Annotated in this window: 15 protein-coding genes; 2 read left to right on the forward strand and 13 right to left on the reverse strand. The window is 61.2% G+C overall.

All coding sequences use genetic code 11. The features are described 5' to 3' along the window. Window positions 1–105 precede the first annotated feature (105 nt). Both ACMDB8_RS20795 and ACMDB8_RS20800 read right to left on the reverse strand, forming a co-directional pair. Entirely contained in the window at window positions 106–1,491 is a 1,386-nt protein-coding gene (locus tag ACMDB8_RS20795) for a PLP-dependent aminotransferase family protein (protein ID WP_056727974.1), read from the reverse strand. Between the two features lie 198 nt (window positions 1,492–1,689). Further along, window positions 1,690–2,451 carry an SDR family oxidoreductase gene (locus ACMDB8_RS20800; protein ID WP_056727976.1) on the reverse strand — a complete coding sequence of 254 codons (762 nt, stop codon included), beginning with the start codon at window positions 2,449–2,451 and terminating at the stop codon, window positions 1,690–1,692. Between the two features lie 235 nt (window positions 2,452–2,686). On the opposite strand from ACMDB8_RS20800, the gene ACMDB8_RS20805 reads away from it, so the two are divergent. After that, window positions 2,687–3,691 (forward strand): NADP-dependent oxidoreductase, encoded by a 1,005-nt coding sequence (locus ACMDB8_RS20805; RefSeq protein WP_056727978.1) that lies wholly within the window; start codon window positions 2,687–2,689, stop codon window positions 3,689–3,691. Window positions 3,692–3,830: 139 nt separating this feature from the next. Here the strand turns inward: ACMDB8_RS20805 and pyrF are convergent, their stop codons facing one another. From pyrF to ACMDB8_RS20860, 11 genes are all read right to left on the reverse strand, one after another. Continuing rightward, window positions 3,831–4,529, reverse strand: a complete 699-nt coding sequence (gene pyrF / locus ACMDB8_RS20810) for an orotidine-5'-phosphate decarboxylase (RefSeq protein WP_008016546.1) — start codon at window positions 4,527–4,529, stop codon at window positions 3,831–3,833. 150 nt (window positions 4,530–4,679) lie between these two features. Beyond that, entirely contained in the window at window positions 4,680–5,735 is a 1,056-nt protein-coding gene (locus ACMDB8_RS20815) for an AI-2E family transporter (protein WP_056727980.1), read from the reverse strand. A gap of 69 nt (window positions 5,736–5,804) precedes the next feature. Continuing rightward, complete coding sequence (locus ACMDB8_RS20820; RefSeq protein WP_409078939.1) at window positions 5,805–6,611, reverse strand: DUF4892 domain-containing protein; 807 nt, start codon at window positions 6,609–6,611, stop codon at window positions 5,805–5,807. A gap of 8 nt (window positions 6,612–6,619) precedes the next feature. Beyond that, complete coding sequence (locus ACMDB8_RS20825) at window positions 6,620–7,279, reverse strand: glutathione S-transferase family protein (protein ID WP_056727983.1); 660 nt, start codon at window positions 7,277–7,279, stop codon at window positions 6,620–6,622. A gap of 50 nt (window positions 7,280–7,329) precedes the next feature. Further along, window positions 7,330–8,184 (reverse strand): alpha/beta hydrolase, encoded by an 855-nt coding sequence (locus tag ACMDB8_RS20830; RefSeq protein WP_056727985.1) that lies wholly within the window; start codon window positions 8,182–8,184, stop codon window positions 7,330–7,332. Further along, a complete protein-coding gene (locus ACMDB8_RS20835; protein ID WP_056727987.1) occupies window positions 8,181–8,987 on the reverse strand; it encodes an alpha/beta fold hydrolase in 807 nt (268 codons plus the stop codon). The genes ACMDB8_RS20830 and ACMDB8_RS20835 overlap by 4 nt, the downstream gene beginning before the upstream one ends. Before the next feature lie 126 nt (window positions 8,988–9,113). After that, window positions 9,114–9,557 (reverse strand): hotdog fold thioesterase, encoded by a 444-nt coding sequence (locus ACMDB8_RS20840; protein ID WP_056727989.1) that lies wholly within the window; start codon window positions 9,555–9,557, stop codon window positions 9,114–9,116. A 32-nt stretch (window positions 9,558–9,589) separates the two neighbouring features. Next, window positions 9,590–11,257: an AMP-binding protein gene (locus tag ACMDB8_RS20845; protein WP_409078940.1), complete on the reverse strand. Its 1,668-nt coding sequence runs from the start codon at window positions 11,255–11,257 to the stop codon at window positions 9,590–9,592. Between the two features lie 167 nt (window positions 11,258–11,424). Continuing rightward, window positions 11,425–11,880 carry a phosphohistidine phosphatase SixA gene (sixA, locus tag ACMDB8_RS20850; protein ID WP_056727993.1) on the reverse strand — a complete coding sequence of 152 codons (456 nt, stop codon included), beginning with the start codon at window positions 11,878–11,880 and terminating at the stop codon, window positions 11,425–11,427. Next, window positions 11,877–12,224, reverse strand: coding sequence for a DUF4389 domain-containing protein (locus ACMDB8_RS20855; protein ID WP_056727994.1), 348 nt, complete (start codon window positions 12,222–12,224; stop codon window positions 11,877–11,879). The genes sixA and ACMDB8_RS20855 overlap by 4 nt, the downstream gene beginning before the upstream one ends. A gap of 31 nt (window positions 12,225–12,255) precedes the next feature. Further along, window positions 12,256–13,281, reverse strand: coding sequence for an NAD(P)H-dependent glycerol-3-phosphate dehydrogenase (locus tag ACMDB8_RS20860; RefSeq protein WP_409078941.1), 1,026 nt, complete (start codon window positions 13,279–13,281; stop codon window positions 12,256–12,258). A 195-nt stretch (window positions 13,282–13,476) separates the two neighbouring features. Here ACMDB8_RS20860 and ACMDB8_RS20865 point away from each other — a divergent pair, with 195 nt between their 5' ends. Further along, window positions 13,477–15,600: a TonB-dependent receptor plug domain-containing protein gene (locus ACMDB8_RS20865; protein WP_056727996.1), complete on the forward strand. Its 2,124-nt coding sequence runs from the start codon at window positions 13,477–13,479 to the stop codon at window positions 15,598–15,600.

Consider the following 15,600-nt stretch of genomic DNA (forward strand, 5'->3'; position numbering starts at 1 on the left):
ACTTAGTCCCCTGCCAAAGTCTGTAGACGCAGATTCGCAACGGGCCGGTGGCAACACAAGGCTCTGGCGCCGGAATAATGGCAAAAAGCTACGCCAACGTCGTTTTCAGAACGCTTGAGGTCGATCCCGTGCAGTGGCCTGAAAGAACGCCCGGGCTCGCGGATCGCAGGCATAGGCCACGTTGATACGCTGCCAGTCACTGGCCTCACCCGAGGGGTTGAAGGCGGTCTTCGATGACAGCAGCACACCCAGGCGCCGCGCCTGGGTCCGCAGCTGATCGTAGTCGGACATTCGTGATCGCGCCCAGATGAACAAGCCTCCCGCCGGCTTGCCGAAAACTTCCCATTCGGCATCCTCGAGCAATTGCAGCACCGCCAGCCGGTCGCAGCTCAAGCGTTGGCGCTGACGCTGCACCAGTTTGCGGTAGGCACCATTAGCCAACAGGCACGCCAGCACCGACTCGCAAAAACGCGAGGCGCCCATGCCACTGATCATCTTGACCTCGGCCAGGCGCGTAATGACTTCGGCACCAGCCACCACGAAACCGACCCGCAAGGAACTGCTGAGGGTCTTGGAAAAGCTGCCCACGTAGATCACGTTGTCGTCCAGCGCAGCCAGACGCATACCGGAACCGCTGTGCAAATCCGCATAGACGTCGTCTTCGATCACCTGTACGTCGAAGGTCCTGGCCAGCTGCAGCACGCGGCGCGCCACCAACGGTGCAAGGCTGCTGCCGGTCGGGTTGTGATAGAAGCTATTGATCAGCAGCCCTTGAGGCCGGTGTTTGACCAGCACCGATTCGAGCACGTCCACGTCCGGCCCGCGCGGTGTTCGCGGTACTTCGACCATGTGGATGCCGTGCAGCCTGAGCAGATCGAACAGCACCGGATAGCCGGGACTCTCCACAGCCACACAATCACCGGCCTTGAACAGTGTCCGCACGATCAGGTCAAGCCCCTGACTGGCGCCCGCCGTGGTCATGATCCGGTTGTCCTGCGCCCGGATATCCAGCTGCCTGAGGTGCTTGAGGATCTGTTGTCGCAAGGCCGGCAAACCCAGCGGCGTGCTGTAGTTGAACAGGCTGGCCGTGTCGGAACGACTGACTTGCCGAATCGCGTAAATCAGATCGTCTGTCTCGCGCCAGCTTTCAGGCAGCCCACCACAGCCCAGCCTCAACTCAGTCGAACAGGGCCTGATCTCGGGCTCAGCTCCCTCGAACCACACCGGCTCGTGCTTTGCACCCGCGGCCAATACCGGGTCGGCAACCGTATAGCCCGCCCCATGACCTGACACCAGCATCCCCTGCGTCACCAGGCGTTCACAAGCCTGGGCAACACTGACCTGACTGAGCAAGTTGATCCGCGCGATCTGTCGCACCGAAGGCAGGCGCGTACCGGGCGATACCCCGCTGGAATGAAGCCAGCAGGTCAGCGCGTCAACAATTTGCTGTACGACGGGCACCAGCGCCTGTCGGTCGATTCTCAATTCCATGAGCAAGCAAACTCCTGTTGATTTTGCGAGAAGCAGTTAATCACAGGAGTGTTCGAAGACATGTGCGACAACGCCGCCAAAACCATAGGATCTAATCATTTGAAACACATTGCCTGGTCCTTTAGCGTAACCAAAAAAACTGTGGGAGCTAGCTTGCTCCCACAGGTTGCAACTCTTCTTTGGTAGAGATGCGTTGCTTTAGAACGCAGTAACGCCACCATCCACCGCAAGCGAATGGCCAGTCGTGAACGCCGCGCCATCGCTGCACAGGTACAGCACCGCGCTGGCGATCTCTTCGACCTTGCCGATGCGACCGACCGGATGCATGGCGTTGGCGAACTCGCCTTTTTTCGGGTCGGCTTCATAAGCGCGACGGAACATATCCGTGTCGATCACCGCCGGGCACACCGCGTTGACCCGGATCTTCTTCTTGGCGTATTCAATGGCCGCCGACTTGGTCAGGCCGATCACTGCGTGTTTAGAGGCTGCGTAGATACTCATTTTCGGCGCCGCGCCAAGGCCTGCCACCGATGCTGTGTTGACGATCGCGCCGCCCCCTTGCGCCAGCAACAGCGGCAACTGGTATTTCATGCACAGCCAGACACCTTTGACGTTGACGCCCATGATCGCGTCGAATTCGTCGAGCGTACCTTCGGCCAACTTGCCTTTCTCGATTTCGATGCCGGCATTGTTGAAGGCATAGTCGAGGCGACCGTAAGAGTTGATCACCTCCTCCATCAGATTTTTTACATCGCTTTCCAGGGTAACGTTGCAGCGCACGAAGGTCGCGTCACCACCGGCTGTACGAATCAGCGCCACCGTGCCCTCTCCGCCCGCCGCGTCCATATCGGCCACCACGACCTTCAGGCCCTCTGCGGCAAATGCCTGCGCGGTCGCGCGGCCAATACCGGCCGCCCCGCCTGTCACCACGACCACCTGGCCGGAAAACGTCATGCTCATTGTTATGTCCTCAAAAGAAGAATGCGGGGAATCGCGTAGGACCAGTCTAGCCATGGAGGTCTTGAACACGGCAGCACTATCAAGGCTCCGGTTGGGTGCCCATGAGTTGCAGTGATGGAACTGCCGTACCAACTATCACTGCACTGGATCAGGCTGCATTCGCCGCATCAGCCGAACTTGCGGCATCGGCGCTGACCGGCTATCAACAAAGCTTCATTCATCCTGAGTGCCTGCCATGACCTCCCAGATCAATCGCCAATTCCTGCTCGCCAAACGTCCGGTTGGCGCGGCGACCCGTGAGACATTCACCTACCAGGAAGTACCGGTCGGCGAGCCGGCGGCGGGTCAGATCCTGGTCGAGAACCAATACCTGTCCCTGGATCCGGCCATGCGTGGCTGGATGAACGAAGGCAAGTCCTACATCCCGCCGGTCGGGCTCGGCGAAGTCATGCGCGCCTTGGGTGTGGGCAAAGTCATTGCCTCGAACAACCCGGGGTTCGCGGTCGGGGATTACGTCAACGGCGCCCTGGGCGTGCAGGATTTCTTCCTCGGCGAGCCGCGAGGTTTCTACAAGGTCGATCCGAAACTGGCACCGCTGCCACGTTACTTGTCCGCGCTGGGCATGACCGGGATGACGGCGTACTTCGCCCTGCTCGACGTCGGCGCTCCGAAGGCCGGTGACACCGTGGTGCTGTCGGGCGCAGCCGGCGCCGTGGGCAGCATCGCCGGGCAGATCGCCAAGATCAAAGGGTGCCGGGTGGTTGGCATCGCCGGCGGCGCCGACAAGTGCAAGTTCCTGATCGATGAGCTGGGTTTCGATGGCGCTATCGACTACAAGAGCGAAGACGTCCTCGCCGGCCTCAAGCGCGAGTGCCCGAAAGGCGTCGACGTGTATTTCGATAACGTCGGTGGCGACATTCTCGACGCAGTGTTGAGCCGCCTGAACATGAAGGCGCGGGTGGTGATTTGCGGTGCCATCAGCCAGTACAACAACAAAGAGGCGGTCAAGGGACCGGCCAACTACCTGTCACTGCTGGTCAACCGCGCGCGCATGGAAGGCTTTGTGGTGATGGACTACGCCGCCCAGTACGCCAGCGCCGCCCAGGAAATGGCCGGCTGGATGGCCAAGGGACAGCTCAAGAGCAAGGAAGACATCGTCGAAGGACTGGAGACGTTCCCGGAGACGCTGATGAAATTGTTCAGCGGCGAAAATTTCGGGAAGCTGGTGTTGAAGGTGTAACCCGATTTTTGAAGTCACCCTAAAAACAATGTGGGAGCGGGCTTGCTCGCGAATGCGGTGTGCCAGACAACATCTTCGTCGACTGACACGCCCTCTTCGCGAGCAAGCCCGCTCCCACAATGGGTTCTGCGGTGTCTGATCAGGCCAATTCAGCCACAACTGAAGCCAGCGCCTTGGCTGGATCCGCCGCCTGGCTGATCGGACGGCCGATCACCAGATAGTCGGAACCGGCATCCAGCGCTTGACGCGGGGTCAGAATGCGGCGCTGATCGTCCTGGGCACTGCCCGCCGGACGAATCCCCGGGGTCACCAGTTGCAGTGACGGATGCGCCGCTTTCAGTGCCTGGGCTTCCAGGGCCGAGCACACCAGGCCGTCCATCCCGGCTTTTTCCGCCAGGGCGGCCAGGCGCAGCACCTGCTCCTGGGGCTCGATGTCCAGACCGATGCCCGCCAGGTCTTCACGCTCCATGCTGGTCAACACGGTCACGCCGATCAGCAGTGGTTTCGGACCGGTGCGCTGATCCAGCACTTCACGGCACGCAGCCATCATGCGCAGGCCGCCGGAGCAATGCACGTTGACCATCCACACGCCCATTTCCGCAGCCGCCTTGACGGCCATCGCGGTGGTGTTCGGGATGTCGTGGAACTTGAGGTCCAGAAACACTTCGAAACCCTTGTCACGCAGGGTACCGACGATTTCCGAGGCGCAACTGGTGAACAGTTCCTTGCCGACTTTGACCCGGCACAGCTTCGGGTCCAACTGATCGGCCAGCTTCAGTGCGGCGTCACGGGTAGGGAAATCCAGGGCGACGATGATGGGAGTCTGGCAGGCGGACATGAGTGGGCTCTCAGGCAAGTCGAAATCGGCGCGCATTGTAGCGGAACCAGCGCCGCTGCGGGACCCGATGATCGGTAAATCGTCGCGACGGCTCAGGCAAGGCCAGTCCTTGAGGCCATTGTGTCGAGTTCCCCAAGCAGAATACAAATCTCAGGGCCGACGATCGTCAACCCGCGCCTGAGGCTTGCTCCAGTCGATCAACAGGCTGTAGGCCACCGCCAGCAATGTCGGGCCAATGAACAGGCCGATAAAACCAAAGGCAATCAACCCGCCAAATACCCCAAGCAGCACAATGACCAGCGGCAGGTTACCGCCACGGCTGATCAGGTATGGCTTGAGCACGTTGTCGACACCGCTGATGACGAATGTGCCCCAGATCCCGAGGAATATGGCCATCCCGTACTCGCCTTTCCAGACCAGCCACGCGGTCGCCGGAATCCACACCAGCGGCGGGCCCATCGGGATCAGGCTGAGCATGAACGTCACAATGCCGAGTACCAACGCTCCCGGTACGCCGGCAATCAGGAACCCGATCAGCGCCAGGATCGCCTGGGCCGCGGCGGTACCGATCACGCCGTTCACCACCCGCTGAACCGTGCCCGCCACCAATTCGATGTAATAGCCGGCCCGCTGACCGATCAGCCGCTCCAGCAACGTGTGTACAAACGCCGCCAGGCGCGGCCCGTCACGATAGAAAAAGAACACGAAGACGACGCTCAGGGTCAGTTCGAGAATACCGCCGCCGATCTGCGCGCTGCGCGCCAGCAACCAGTTACCCATCTGCCCCAGATAAGGCTTGAGCGACACCATCATCGCCGCGCCCTGCTCATCGATGCTGTTCCAGATCCCCACCAGCCGTCCGCCCACCAGGGGAATCGAACCCAGCCACAGCGGCGCTTCGGGTAGCCCCTCGACCTGCGCATCCTTGATGAAAGCCGTGGCATCGCGCACATGATCGGCAAGATTGAAACCCAGCCACACCAAGGGTGCAGCTACCAGCACCATCCAGCCCAGGGTCAGCAATGCCGCCGCCAGCGACTCGCGGCCATTGAGCCAACGGGTCAGCAAGCGCATCAGCGGCCAACTGGCAAACGCCAGTACCGCGCCCCAGAACATCGCCGACCAGAACGGCGCCATCACCCAGAAGCTCGCGCCGAACAACACCACGAGCAGGATCTGCACCAATAGGCGATCGTTATTGATCATCAAAAGTCTCGAAAAAGTCAGTCAGCAAAAGAGTAGGCGAACGCGATGTACGCGCTCGCCCGGTACAGCCTAGCGCAATAGCTCGATGTGCAGGCCAGAGCCTCCGGCACTGCCAGCTTCCATCCGCGCGGCACGCACGCCCTGGCCAATCAGTGCCTGACGCCAGGCTTCGGCATTCGCTCCGGAAATGCTGACCCGCAAGGTGGTGTCCAGGTTCAGCCCGCGAGAAATCAGGCGGAGCCAGGTCTCGTCAGGTGCGCTGTTCAACGTGGAAAAATCGAGCTCGCCGGTGCTCTTGAGTTCACGCAGCAAGGTCGCGGAGGTCGGCAACAACTCGCCCAGCGGTGCCGAAGCGTCGAACTGCTCGACATGCAGGTAGGCTTTGCGATTACCCCGGGTGATGCTGTACAGCGCGATAAGCGTGTTGTCCCGTGGAGCGGCAAGTCGCAGCAGCAGATAGGCTTGTTGATCGTCGGCGCCGTACAGCTTGGCGTTGCCGAAGACTTCATTGGCCCATAGGCTGCTTTCACCGCAATCGCGCGCCTGGCACCAAAACAGCAAGCCGGCGTCCTGCTGTTGCAAGGCCTCGCGGGCAGCGGTGAACGCCTCGATGGATGAATGCTCCGGTGGCAACTCGTAGGTCACGGAAGTGACGTTGCCGCGGGCACTGACCTGGCCGTCGAAACGTAACTGGCCACTGATTTTCCGGATCGAGCCCAGCGGGTAGATCCGCTCCAGTTCGGCGGCAGGACGATAGTCGACAATCTGGGCGTCGACCATGCGCGGTACTATCGGCAGGTCCTGACTGCCCGGAACATCGGCGGCGAACAACAAGGGACTGAAACTGCACAGCACCAATAAACTGAATGAACGCATGGATAGACTCATCGGATCAGCATGGCCTGGGCACCCTTGATGACACTGGCTTCATCGGCGCGTTTGGGTACTTGCAAACCACGCTGCACCGCCGCCCGGGCCTCCAGGGTTGCCATCCAGCGTTGCAACGCCGTCAAGCCCTCCACCGAGACGCCCGACCACTCGTAGCCGCGCACCCAGGGAAAGGTGGCGATGTCGGCAATGCTGTACTGATCGGCGAGGAACTCCACGCTTTGCAACCGGGTGTCGAGCACTTCGTAGAGGCGACGGGTTTCATGCTGATAGCGGTCGATGGCGCCCTGAAGCTTTTCCGGAAAGTAGCGGAAGAACACGTTGGCCTGGCCCTGCATCGGGCCGATCCCGCCCATCTGGAACATCAGCCACTGCAATACCAGCGAACGTCCCTTCGGGTCCGATGGCATCAGTTTGCCGGTTTGTTCAGCGAGGTAAATCAGGATGGCGCCGGATTCGAACACGGCGAAATCGCCGTTGGCGCGGTCGACAATCGCCGGAATCCGGCCATTGGGGTTGATCTTGAGGAAGTCCGCGGACTTCTGCTCCTTTTTGTCGAAACTCAAGGCATGCACCGTGTAGGGCAGGCCGAGTTCCTCGAGCACGATAGAGACCTTGTGGCCATTCGGGGTCGCAGCGGTGTAGAGATCTATCATGGTTGTCTCCCTTTTCAACCCGCCAAGCCTCGACAGTTGCCCGGCGCAAGTCAAGGAGTGGCGAAGAACCGATTGAAACAGTCTGCGACAAGATCAGCACCGGACTCGTCATTGAGGTGCAAATGATGGCCGCCTGGCAGCTGTTCCCGGCTAAAGGGTAGACGCTCCAGCAACTCCGGGTGTTTGGCGAGCATGCCGTCGGCAGCAACCACCAATGTTGCAGGACACTTGATCCGCTGGACGAAGGCCATGGCCTGTTCGGTGGTAAGACGCAGCGGCGATGGCAGCGTGAGGCGATTGTCGGTGCGCCAGGTGTAACCGCCCGGCACCGGCATAAGGCCACGCTGCGCCAGCAGTTCGGCGGCCTCGCGGCTGACCGCCACCAGGCCCTTCATGCGCGCTTCGATGGCCCGGTCGAGAGTGTCGTAGACCGGTTTGCGCTTTTCCCGCAGATCCAGTTGCGCTTGCAGGGCCATGCCCATGCGCTCGGCAGCGTTTTCACCTTTGTCTGTAGGAGGAATGATGCCGTCGATCAACGCCAGGTGGGTAACCCGCTCGGGCATCGACCCGGCGATGATCAGCGAAGCAATGGCGCCCATCGAATGCCCCATCAGCGCAAATTTGCGCAGGCCAAGCTGTTCGGCGACTTGCAGCACATCGTGGGCATAGTCCCACATGGCGTAGCCAGCGCCCGGCGGGCGATGCCCGGAATGACCGTGACCGGCCATGTCCAGTGCGATGATGCGCAGGCCTTTGAGTTTGGGTGCCAGGCGGGCAAAGCTGTTGGCGTTGTCCAGCCAGCCATGCAGGGCAATCACCGGCAATCCGTCTTCAGGGCCGAACAGGTGCGCCGCCAGTTCGATGTGCGGCAGGCTCAGGCGAACCTCTTCGACGACGTGGTTCATGCGCAATCCTGCTGTCGACGGCCGCCCCAGCGATAGAACAGGCCTTTGAGCATGCCAGCGGTATCAAGGGGACGTTCGAGCGGAAACATGTGGCCGCCGGGCATGGTCAACGACTCTCCCAGCGGCAGGCGGTCGACCGAACTGGCGTGATGACGCATCACCACGCGGCTGTCATGCCCGCGAACCACCGCCAGCGGCACTTGCAACTGCCGGGTGCTGCCCGGGCTTGTGTGCGGCACGCCGCGATAGATGCTGATTTCCGTGGCCGGGTCGAAGCGCAGGCGCAGCTTGTCGCCGACCTGATGCAAGCCGTGTTGCAGGTAGGCATCGAAGCATTCCGGGTCGAAGCCGCGGAACAGGGTCTTGCCAGCGAAATACTTGCGGGCGCTGTCCAGGTCGGCGAATTCTTCACGGCGGCCCAGGGTACGCCCGGCCGGGGTCAAACGGTCGATGAAACCAAAGCGTTTGGCCGCCCGTATGACCCATCGGTCGGTGCGTGTCAGCACTGGCGAGTCGAGCATCACCACCCCGCGATACAACTCAGGGCAGCGCAAAGCGGCATGCAGGTGCAACACGCCACCGAAGGAGTGACCGACGCCCCACACAGGCTCGGCCTGTTGTTGCAGGTGATGGATCAGCTCATCCACCAGGTTGTACCAGTTGTCGTCCGCCGGAAAGCGCGGGTCGTGGGCGTGCTGCTCCAGATGCGTCACCTCAAACTCGGGTGCCAGCGCCGCAAACAACTTGCCGTAGGTCCCCGAAGGAAAACCATTGGCGTGGGCGAAAAAGATCTGTTGCGACATACCTGCAAATCCATGAGTTAGAACAGGCGTTGATTGTCCGCAAGACCGCGTCCTACAGCAATGACCATAACTACCAGGAATGGTGGTAGGAGCTGCCGCAGGCTGCGATCTTTTGATTTCAAACCGTCAACGTACCGGCGGATTCTCACCCAACGGCACCACCGCCATGGTCAGTCGCGACACGCAACTGGCCTTGCCCTCATCGCTGGTCAGCCGAATGTCCCAGACATGGGTCGTGCGGCCAATGTGGATCGGCTTGGCCACCGCCGTCACCCGTCCGCTGCGCAGACCGCGCAAATGGTTGGCGTTGATTTCCAGGCCCACGCAATAGAATTTGCTGGCATCGATGCACAGGTAGCTGGCCATCGAGCCGACCGATTCGGCCAGCACCACCGAGGCACCGCCATGCAGCAATCCATAAGGCTGATGGGTGCGGTGATCGACGACCATGCTGGCAGTCAGGGACTCGTCGTCGAAGGCTTCGAAACGGATGTCCAGCACTTCGCCAATGGTATTTTTCTGGATCGCGTTCAACTGCTCGATGTTCGGGATGGTGCGCCACAGGCTCATCGCAGAGGTTCCTTGTTGGTTTTGTTCGTGGATCAATCCTGCCACAGCACCGCTTCGCTGCGCTCGCTCCATTCCTCAAAGCACTCACCGTAAGCCGCTTCAATCACGTTGCGCTTGATCTTCAGGGTCGGAGTGAGAAAGCCGTTTTCCACGGCCCAACTGTCCTTGACCACCACCAGGCGTCGCAGCTGTTCATGCTTGTCGAGGGCGCCGTTGACCTCTTCCAGGAGTTTTTCCAGGCTCGAATGCAGGCCGGCGCGCGCGGCCCCGCCGGCATCCTGCTGGCCGACCGCCGACAACACGCACAACCCCAGCGGCGCACTCAAGCCGTCGCCCACCACGCAAACCTGTTCGATGCGCGAATGCACGGCCAGGCGATTTTCAATCGGTGCCGGAGCCACGTACTTGCCTTTACTGGTCTTGAAGATCTCCTTCAAGCGTCCGGTCAGGCGCAGATTGCCTTCGGCGTCCTCCTCGCCCTTGTCGCCGGTACGCAGGAAGCCGTCCTCGGTAATGGTGTCGGCGGTTTTTTCCGGCTCCTTGTAATACCCGAGCATGGTCGCACCACTGCGCACCATGACCTCCCCCGTCTCGGCAATCCGCACTTCGACCTCTGGACACGGCTTGCCGATCCAGCCCGGTTTGTTCTGGCCCGGCATGCCGATGTGGGAGTAGCCGCAACTCTCGGTCATGCCGTAGACCTCCAGCACGTCCAGCCCCAGTTTGCGGTACCACTGCAACAAGGTCTGCGGCACCGGAGCCGCGCCGGACAAGGCGATGCGCAACGCATCCAGCCCCAACCCGGCGAGGACTTTATGCCCGACCCGTTTGCCGATGATCGGCAGGCCGAGCAGGAAGTCGAGGCGTTTTGCCGGGATCTTGCTGTACACGCCCATCTGGAATTTGGTCCAGATGCGCGGCACGCCAAACAGTGCGGTCGGCCGCGCACGCTTCAGGTCGGTGAGGAAGGTGTCGAGGCTCTCGGCGAAAAACACTGTTTGGCCGGTATAGATCGACGCCAGTTCGACGAACATCCGCTCGGCAACGTGGCACAGCGGCAGGTAGGACAACAGCCGGTCCGACTCGTTGAGGCCGAACAACGCAGTGCCGCGTGTGGTGGCGAACCCCAGATTGCCGAAGCTGTGCATCACGCCCTTGGGCATGCCCGTGGTGCCGGATGTGTAGATGATGGTCGCCAGTTGGTCGGCGGCAGGCTTGGGATTATCCTGGATGGGCGAGTTGCGTTGCAGGTCGGTCCAGCTGAAATCAAAGTCGCCTGGGGGATGCAGGGGCAGGCTGATGGTCGGCAGGTCGGAGCTGACGCCATGGGACATGCCTGGCCAGTCGTCGAGCTTGCCGATGAATGCCAGCGCCGCTTCTGAATGTTCGAGTACCTGGGCAACGGTCTCGGCGGTCAGGTTGGGGTACAGCGGCACCGAGACATGCCCGGCCATCCAGATCGCCAGGTCGGCAATGATCCAGTGCGCACAGTTTTTCGAGATCAGGGCGATATGGCTACCCTGCGGCAGTTCCCGCGCTCGCAGCCAGTGAGCTGCACAGCGTGCCTGATGACCGACATCGGCCCAGGTCAAGGTCTCGACCTGACCACCGCCGACAGGCTGGACCAGAAAGCGCTGGCGGGGATGACGGGCCTCACGCTCGTAGAAAACGTCCAGCGGCAAACGAAAAGCAGCAGACATGCGACTCGCTCCTGTTTTTTTGGTCTGGAGCAAGCGTAGTCAACCAAGCAAGTGCTTGGTTGAATTTTTAACGGAAAAACAAAATCAATAGATCGCAGCCTGCGGCAGCTCCTACATGGAAATGGCGTGCATCTTGTAGGAGCTGCCGCAGGCTGCGATCTTTGCTTTTATGGGTGCTTGATGCCGTTGAGCCTCATCGACCCGACCAACAACTCATTGCTCTCGAGCTCGGCCAGGCCGGCGGTGCTGATCCGCTCTGGCAGATGCCCGGCACCATGCTGCAGGTAGCTCAACAGATTCCCCACCAGCGGGTTGTGACTGACCAGCAGCACGTTGCTTACCGCGACCATCTGTTCGGCCACCTTGTCCGGTTCCGTGTCCGGTGTCAGCCACTCGACGGTGCGGATTTCCGGTTCGAAACCCAACGCCTCTCGTACCAGTTGCGCTGTTTGCTGCGCTCGCAGGTACGGGCTGGCGTAAATGCCGGTCAGCGGCTGACCCACCAGCTCTGCGGCGACTTTCAATACTTCCTTACGACCGTTATCCGTCAATTCCCGCTCCGAATCGTGGGGGCGGGAACCGTGTGGTACAGCTTCACCATGACGCAATACCCAGAGTTTCATAGCTTGGGTTCCTCATCTCGGGCCGGATGGGGTGCCGGTGCCACGACATGCGGCGCCTCGCCTTCCGGTGTACGCGGCGTCGGCCAGTCGGCGAACGGCCAAGGCTTCTGGTCGCTGTGAAAGCTGCCGAAACGACCGATCTGCGCCAAAAACTGGCTCAGGCTGTCGCCGAAATTCATCAGGCTGGCGCTTGGGGCGCCATAGAACAAACGATAGATCAACTGCACCAGCACGACGGCGCCGAGGATGAACTGCGCCACTTGCCACACCAGCACGAAGAGGATCATCCACAGCACCCGCAGCAGGATAGACTCGTACTTGGCTTCTACTTTTGGATCGTTCATGCGCAACTCCCTGCTTTTCTGGCAAGCGTGATTAGTTGAAACCACTGGTGGAAATAAAGTCGACGTCGGTTTTCGGCTCGCCACGCATTAACAGACCGATGACCTGCTCCAGCGTGCGGCCCTCGAACAGGATCGCGTGCAGCCCGGCGACCAGCGGCATGTACACACCAACCTCCTGGGCCTTGGCCTTGAGTACTTTAAGGGTGTTGACCCCTTCGGCGACTTCACCCAGGCGCGTGACCGCCTCGTCCAGGCTCAGGCCCTGGCCGAGGGCGAAGCCGACCTGATAGTTGCGGCTCTTGGGCGACGAACAGGTCACGATCAGATCGCCCACGCCCGCCAGCCCCAGGAAGGTCATCGGGTTGGCGCCCTGATTCACCGCGAAGCGGGTCATTTCCGCCAATGCCCGGGTGATCAGCATGCTCTTGGTATTTTCCCCCATGCCCAGCGCCACCGCCATGCCGGCGATGATCGCGTAGACGTTTTTCAACGCCCCGCCCAACTCCACGCCGAAACGGTCGGCGCTGGCGTACACACGAAAGGTGCGCCCGTGCAGTGCGGCCTGTACCCGCTGGCAGAGTTCTTCGTCCTCACTGGCGACCACTGTGGCGGTCAGCGCGTGCTCGGCGATTTCACGGGCCAGGTTGGGTCCGGACAGGACGCCGATGCGCGCCTGCGGGGCGATCTCTTCGAGGATCTCGCTCATCAACTTGAACGTGTGGGCTTCGATGCCTTTGGTCAGGCTCACCAGCAATTTGCCGGTCAAGCGTTCAGCGTGCGGCACCAGCACCGAGCGCAGCGCGCTGGAGGGCAACGCGACGAAACACAGGTCGCAGGCGTCCAGGGTGGCTTGCAGGTCGGTGACCGGCGTAACGCCGGGCAGAATCTTGATGCCTTTGAGGTAACGCGGGTTCTCGCGATTGACCCGAATGGCCTCGGCCTGTTCGGGGTCACGCATCCACTGAAGGACCTGATGCCCGTTCTCGGCCAGCAGATTAGCCACGGCGGTTCCAAAACTTCCGCCTCCCAGGACCGCAATCGGGCGCTGTTCAGTCATATGCAATCCGTTAATCCATACCAGTGGCGATGTCGGCATTATACGGGGCAGCCCATCGGCGGCCAGCCCCGGCATCAAATACCTGCACCAGTAGGAAGAAGAGCAATAAAACCGAGGAAAATGCCGACATCGTGAATGGAAAAGTCATTCGGCTCGGTTAACATGCGCGCCAACAATCACTGACAGGGATCTGTTGTGTCTCCGGGCTCTCCTTCGCCGCGTTCGCCTCTGTTACTGGCGCTGATTTTCAGCTCGCCGGCGCTGGCCGACGACTTGTTCCTGGACAGTGAACCGCTGCCGCAAGTGCTCACCGCCACGCGCCTGAAGCAGTCGCCGGCGGCCGTACCGGGAAGCATGACGGTGATCGACAGCGCCCTGGTCCACGCCAGCGGTGCCCGCGACATCAGCGAATTGCTGCGCCTGGTGCCGGGAATGATGGTCGGCAACATCAGCGGCAACCAGGCAGCGGTGAACTACCACGGCACCAACGCAACTGAAGCGCGACGCATGCAAGTGCTGATCGACGGGCGCTCGGTGTATCGCGCCGGCCTGGCCACCGTGGACTGGAGCGACATTCCGGTGGCCATGGAGGACATCGAGCGCATTGAAGTCTTTCGCGGGCCGAATACCGTCAGCTACGGCGCCAATGCCCTGATGGCGGTGGTCAACATCATTACCCGGCGGCCGGCCGACAGTCACGGTACACGCATGAAGGTCACCCGGGGCCAGCGCGGCATCAACGACTTTTACGCCAGCCAGGGCCTGGGCTGGGAAGACGGTGACATGCGCCTGTCCCTGTCCGGCCAGCAAGACGACGGCTTCGACACCGACCGAACCGGCGCGGACTACCATGACAGCCGTCGCCTTGATCGCTTCAATCTCGCCGTCAGCCAGAGCCTCGACGAACGGCAAAGCCTCGACTGGCAGTTGAATGCCAAGGACGGCACCAACCAGCGACCCTATACCTACCGGCCGGTGTTCCCGGGGATTACCCGCGCGGGCAACGACTCCGACGTCACCGCCAAGGACTACGCCGGTTCATTGCGCTGGAATCTGGACATCAATCCCGACCACAGCCTGTATATCCAGGGTTCGGCCCAACACTGGGATCGCCAGCAAACCTGGCGCGCCTGCGATGCTGAAATATCCTTCAGCCCGCAACTGACCGAACTCTGGCAATTGAACCCGAACTACACCGAACGCCTGGCCCGCAATATCACGCGTTTCATCGGCCCTGGCGCGCCGGCCGGCACGCCCGCCGAGCAGGCGCTGGCCAATCAGGTGCTCGATCAATGGCGTAACGGCGCGAGCCAGACCGTTTGCGGCGACATCGACCAGAGCACCCGAGAGTCGCGCTACGACCTCGAACTGCAGGACACCCTGAGCCTTGCCGATAACCTGCGGCTGGTCAGCGGTTTGAACTATCGTTACGACCGGGCCGATTCCGAGACTTACTTCAATGGCACGCTCGATGACACCATCTGGCGGGCGTTCGGCCAGTTCGAGTGGCGTGCCACCGAACACTGGCTGCTGCAAGGCGGTGCCATGTTCGAGGACACCCGATTGATCGGCAGCTCACTGACACCTCGCATGGCGGTCAACTACCTGATCAATCCGCGCCATGGCTTGCGTGCGGTGTACTCCGAGGCCGTCCGTTCGCCGGACATGTTCGAGAACAACGTCAACTGGAGTTATCAGGTCACTAACCTCAAGCCCGGCGCCTTTGGCCAATCCAGCGCCCGCTATTTCGTCAAGACCCGTGGCCCCGGCGACCTCGATCAAGAGCACATGCGCTCCCGGGAGCTGGGCTACAACGGCTATTTTCCCGAACCGGGGCTGGCGCTCGACGTGAAGCTGTTCCACGACGAAATCACCGGCATGATCAGTGAACCGCTGCGCAATAATCAGTACATCGCCAGCAACGCCAACAAGGCGCGTTTTTCGGGGGTCGAAACCCAGCTCGACTGGCGTATCGGCAGCCTCGATCGCCTGCGCCTGACCTATGCCTACGTCGATACGGACGCCAGCAATCCGCTGGATGCCAGGCAGACTGCAAGCAACAGTGGCTCGGCCGGATGGCTGCGCGATTGGGGCCAAGGCTGGAACAGTGCGCTTTTCTATTATGGCGATGATGCCCTCAACGGCTACCGCTTCGAACGGGTCGATGTGCGCATCGCCAAACGTATCGCCTTGGGCAAGACCAGCCTTGAACTGGCCGGAGTGCTCCAGCAACGGCTGGACAATCAGCCGACCACCTTCATCGACAACAATTATGACCAGCGCCACGTGATGTACTTCAGCGCGGAGCTGGAGCTTTAA

This window comes from Pseudomonas monachiensis (assembly GCF_047345015.1).
GTDB classification, from domain to species: Bacteria; Pseudomonadota; Gammaproteobacteria; order Pseudomonadales; family Pseudomonadaceae; genus Aquipseudomonas; species Aquipseudomonas monachiensis.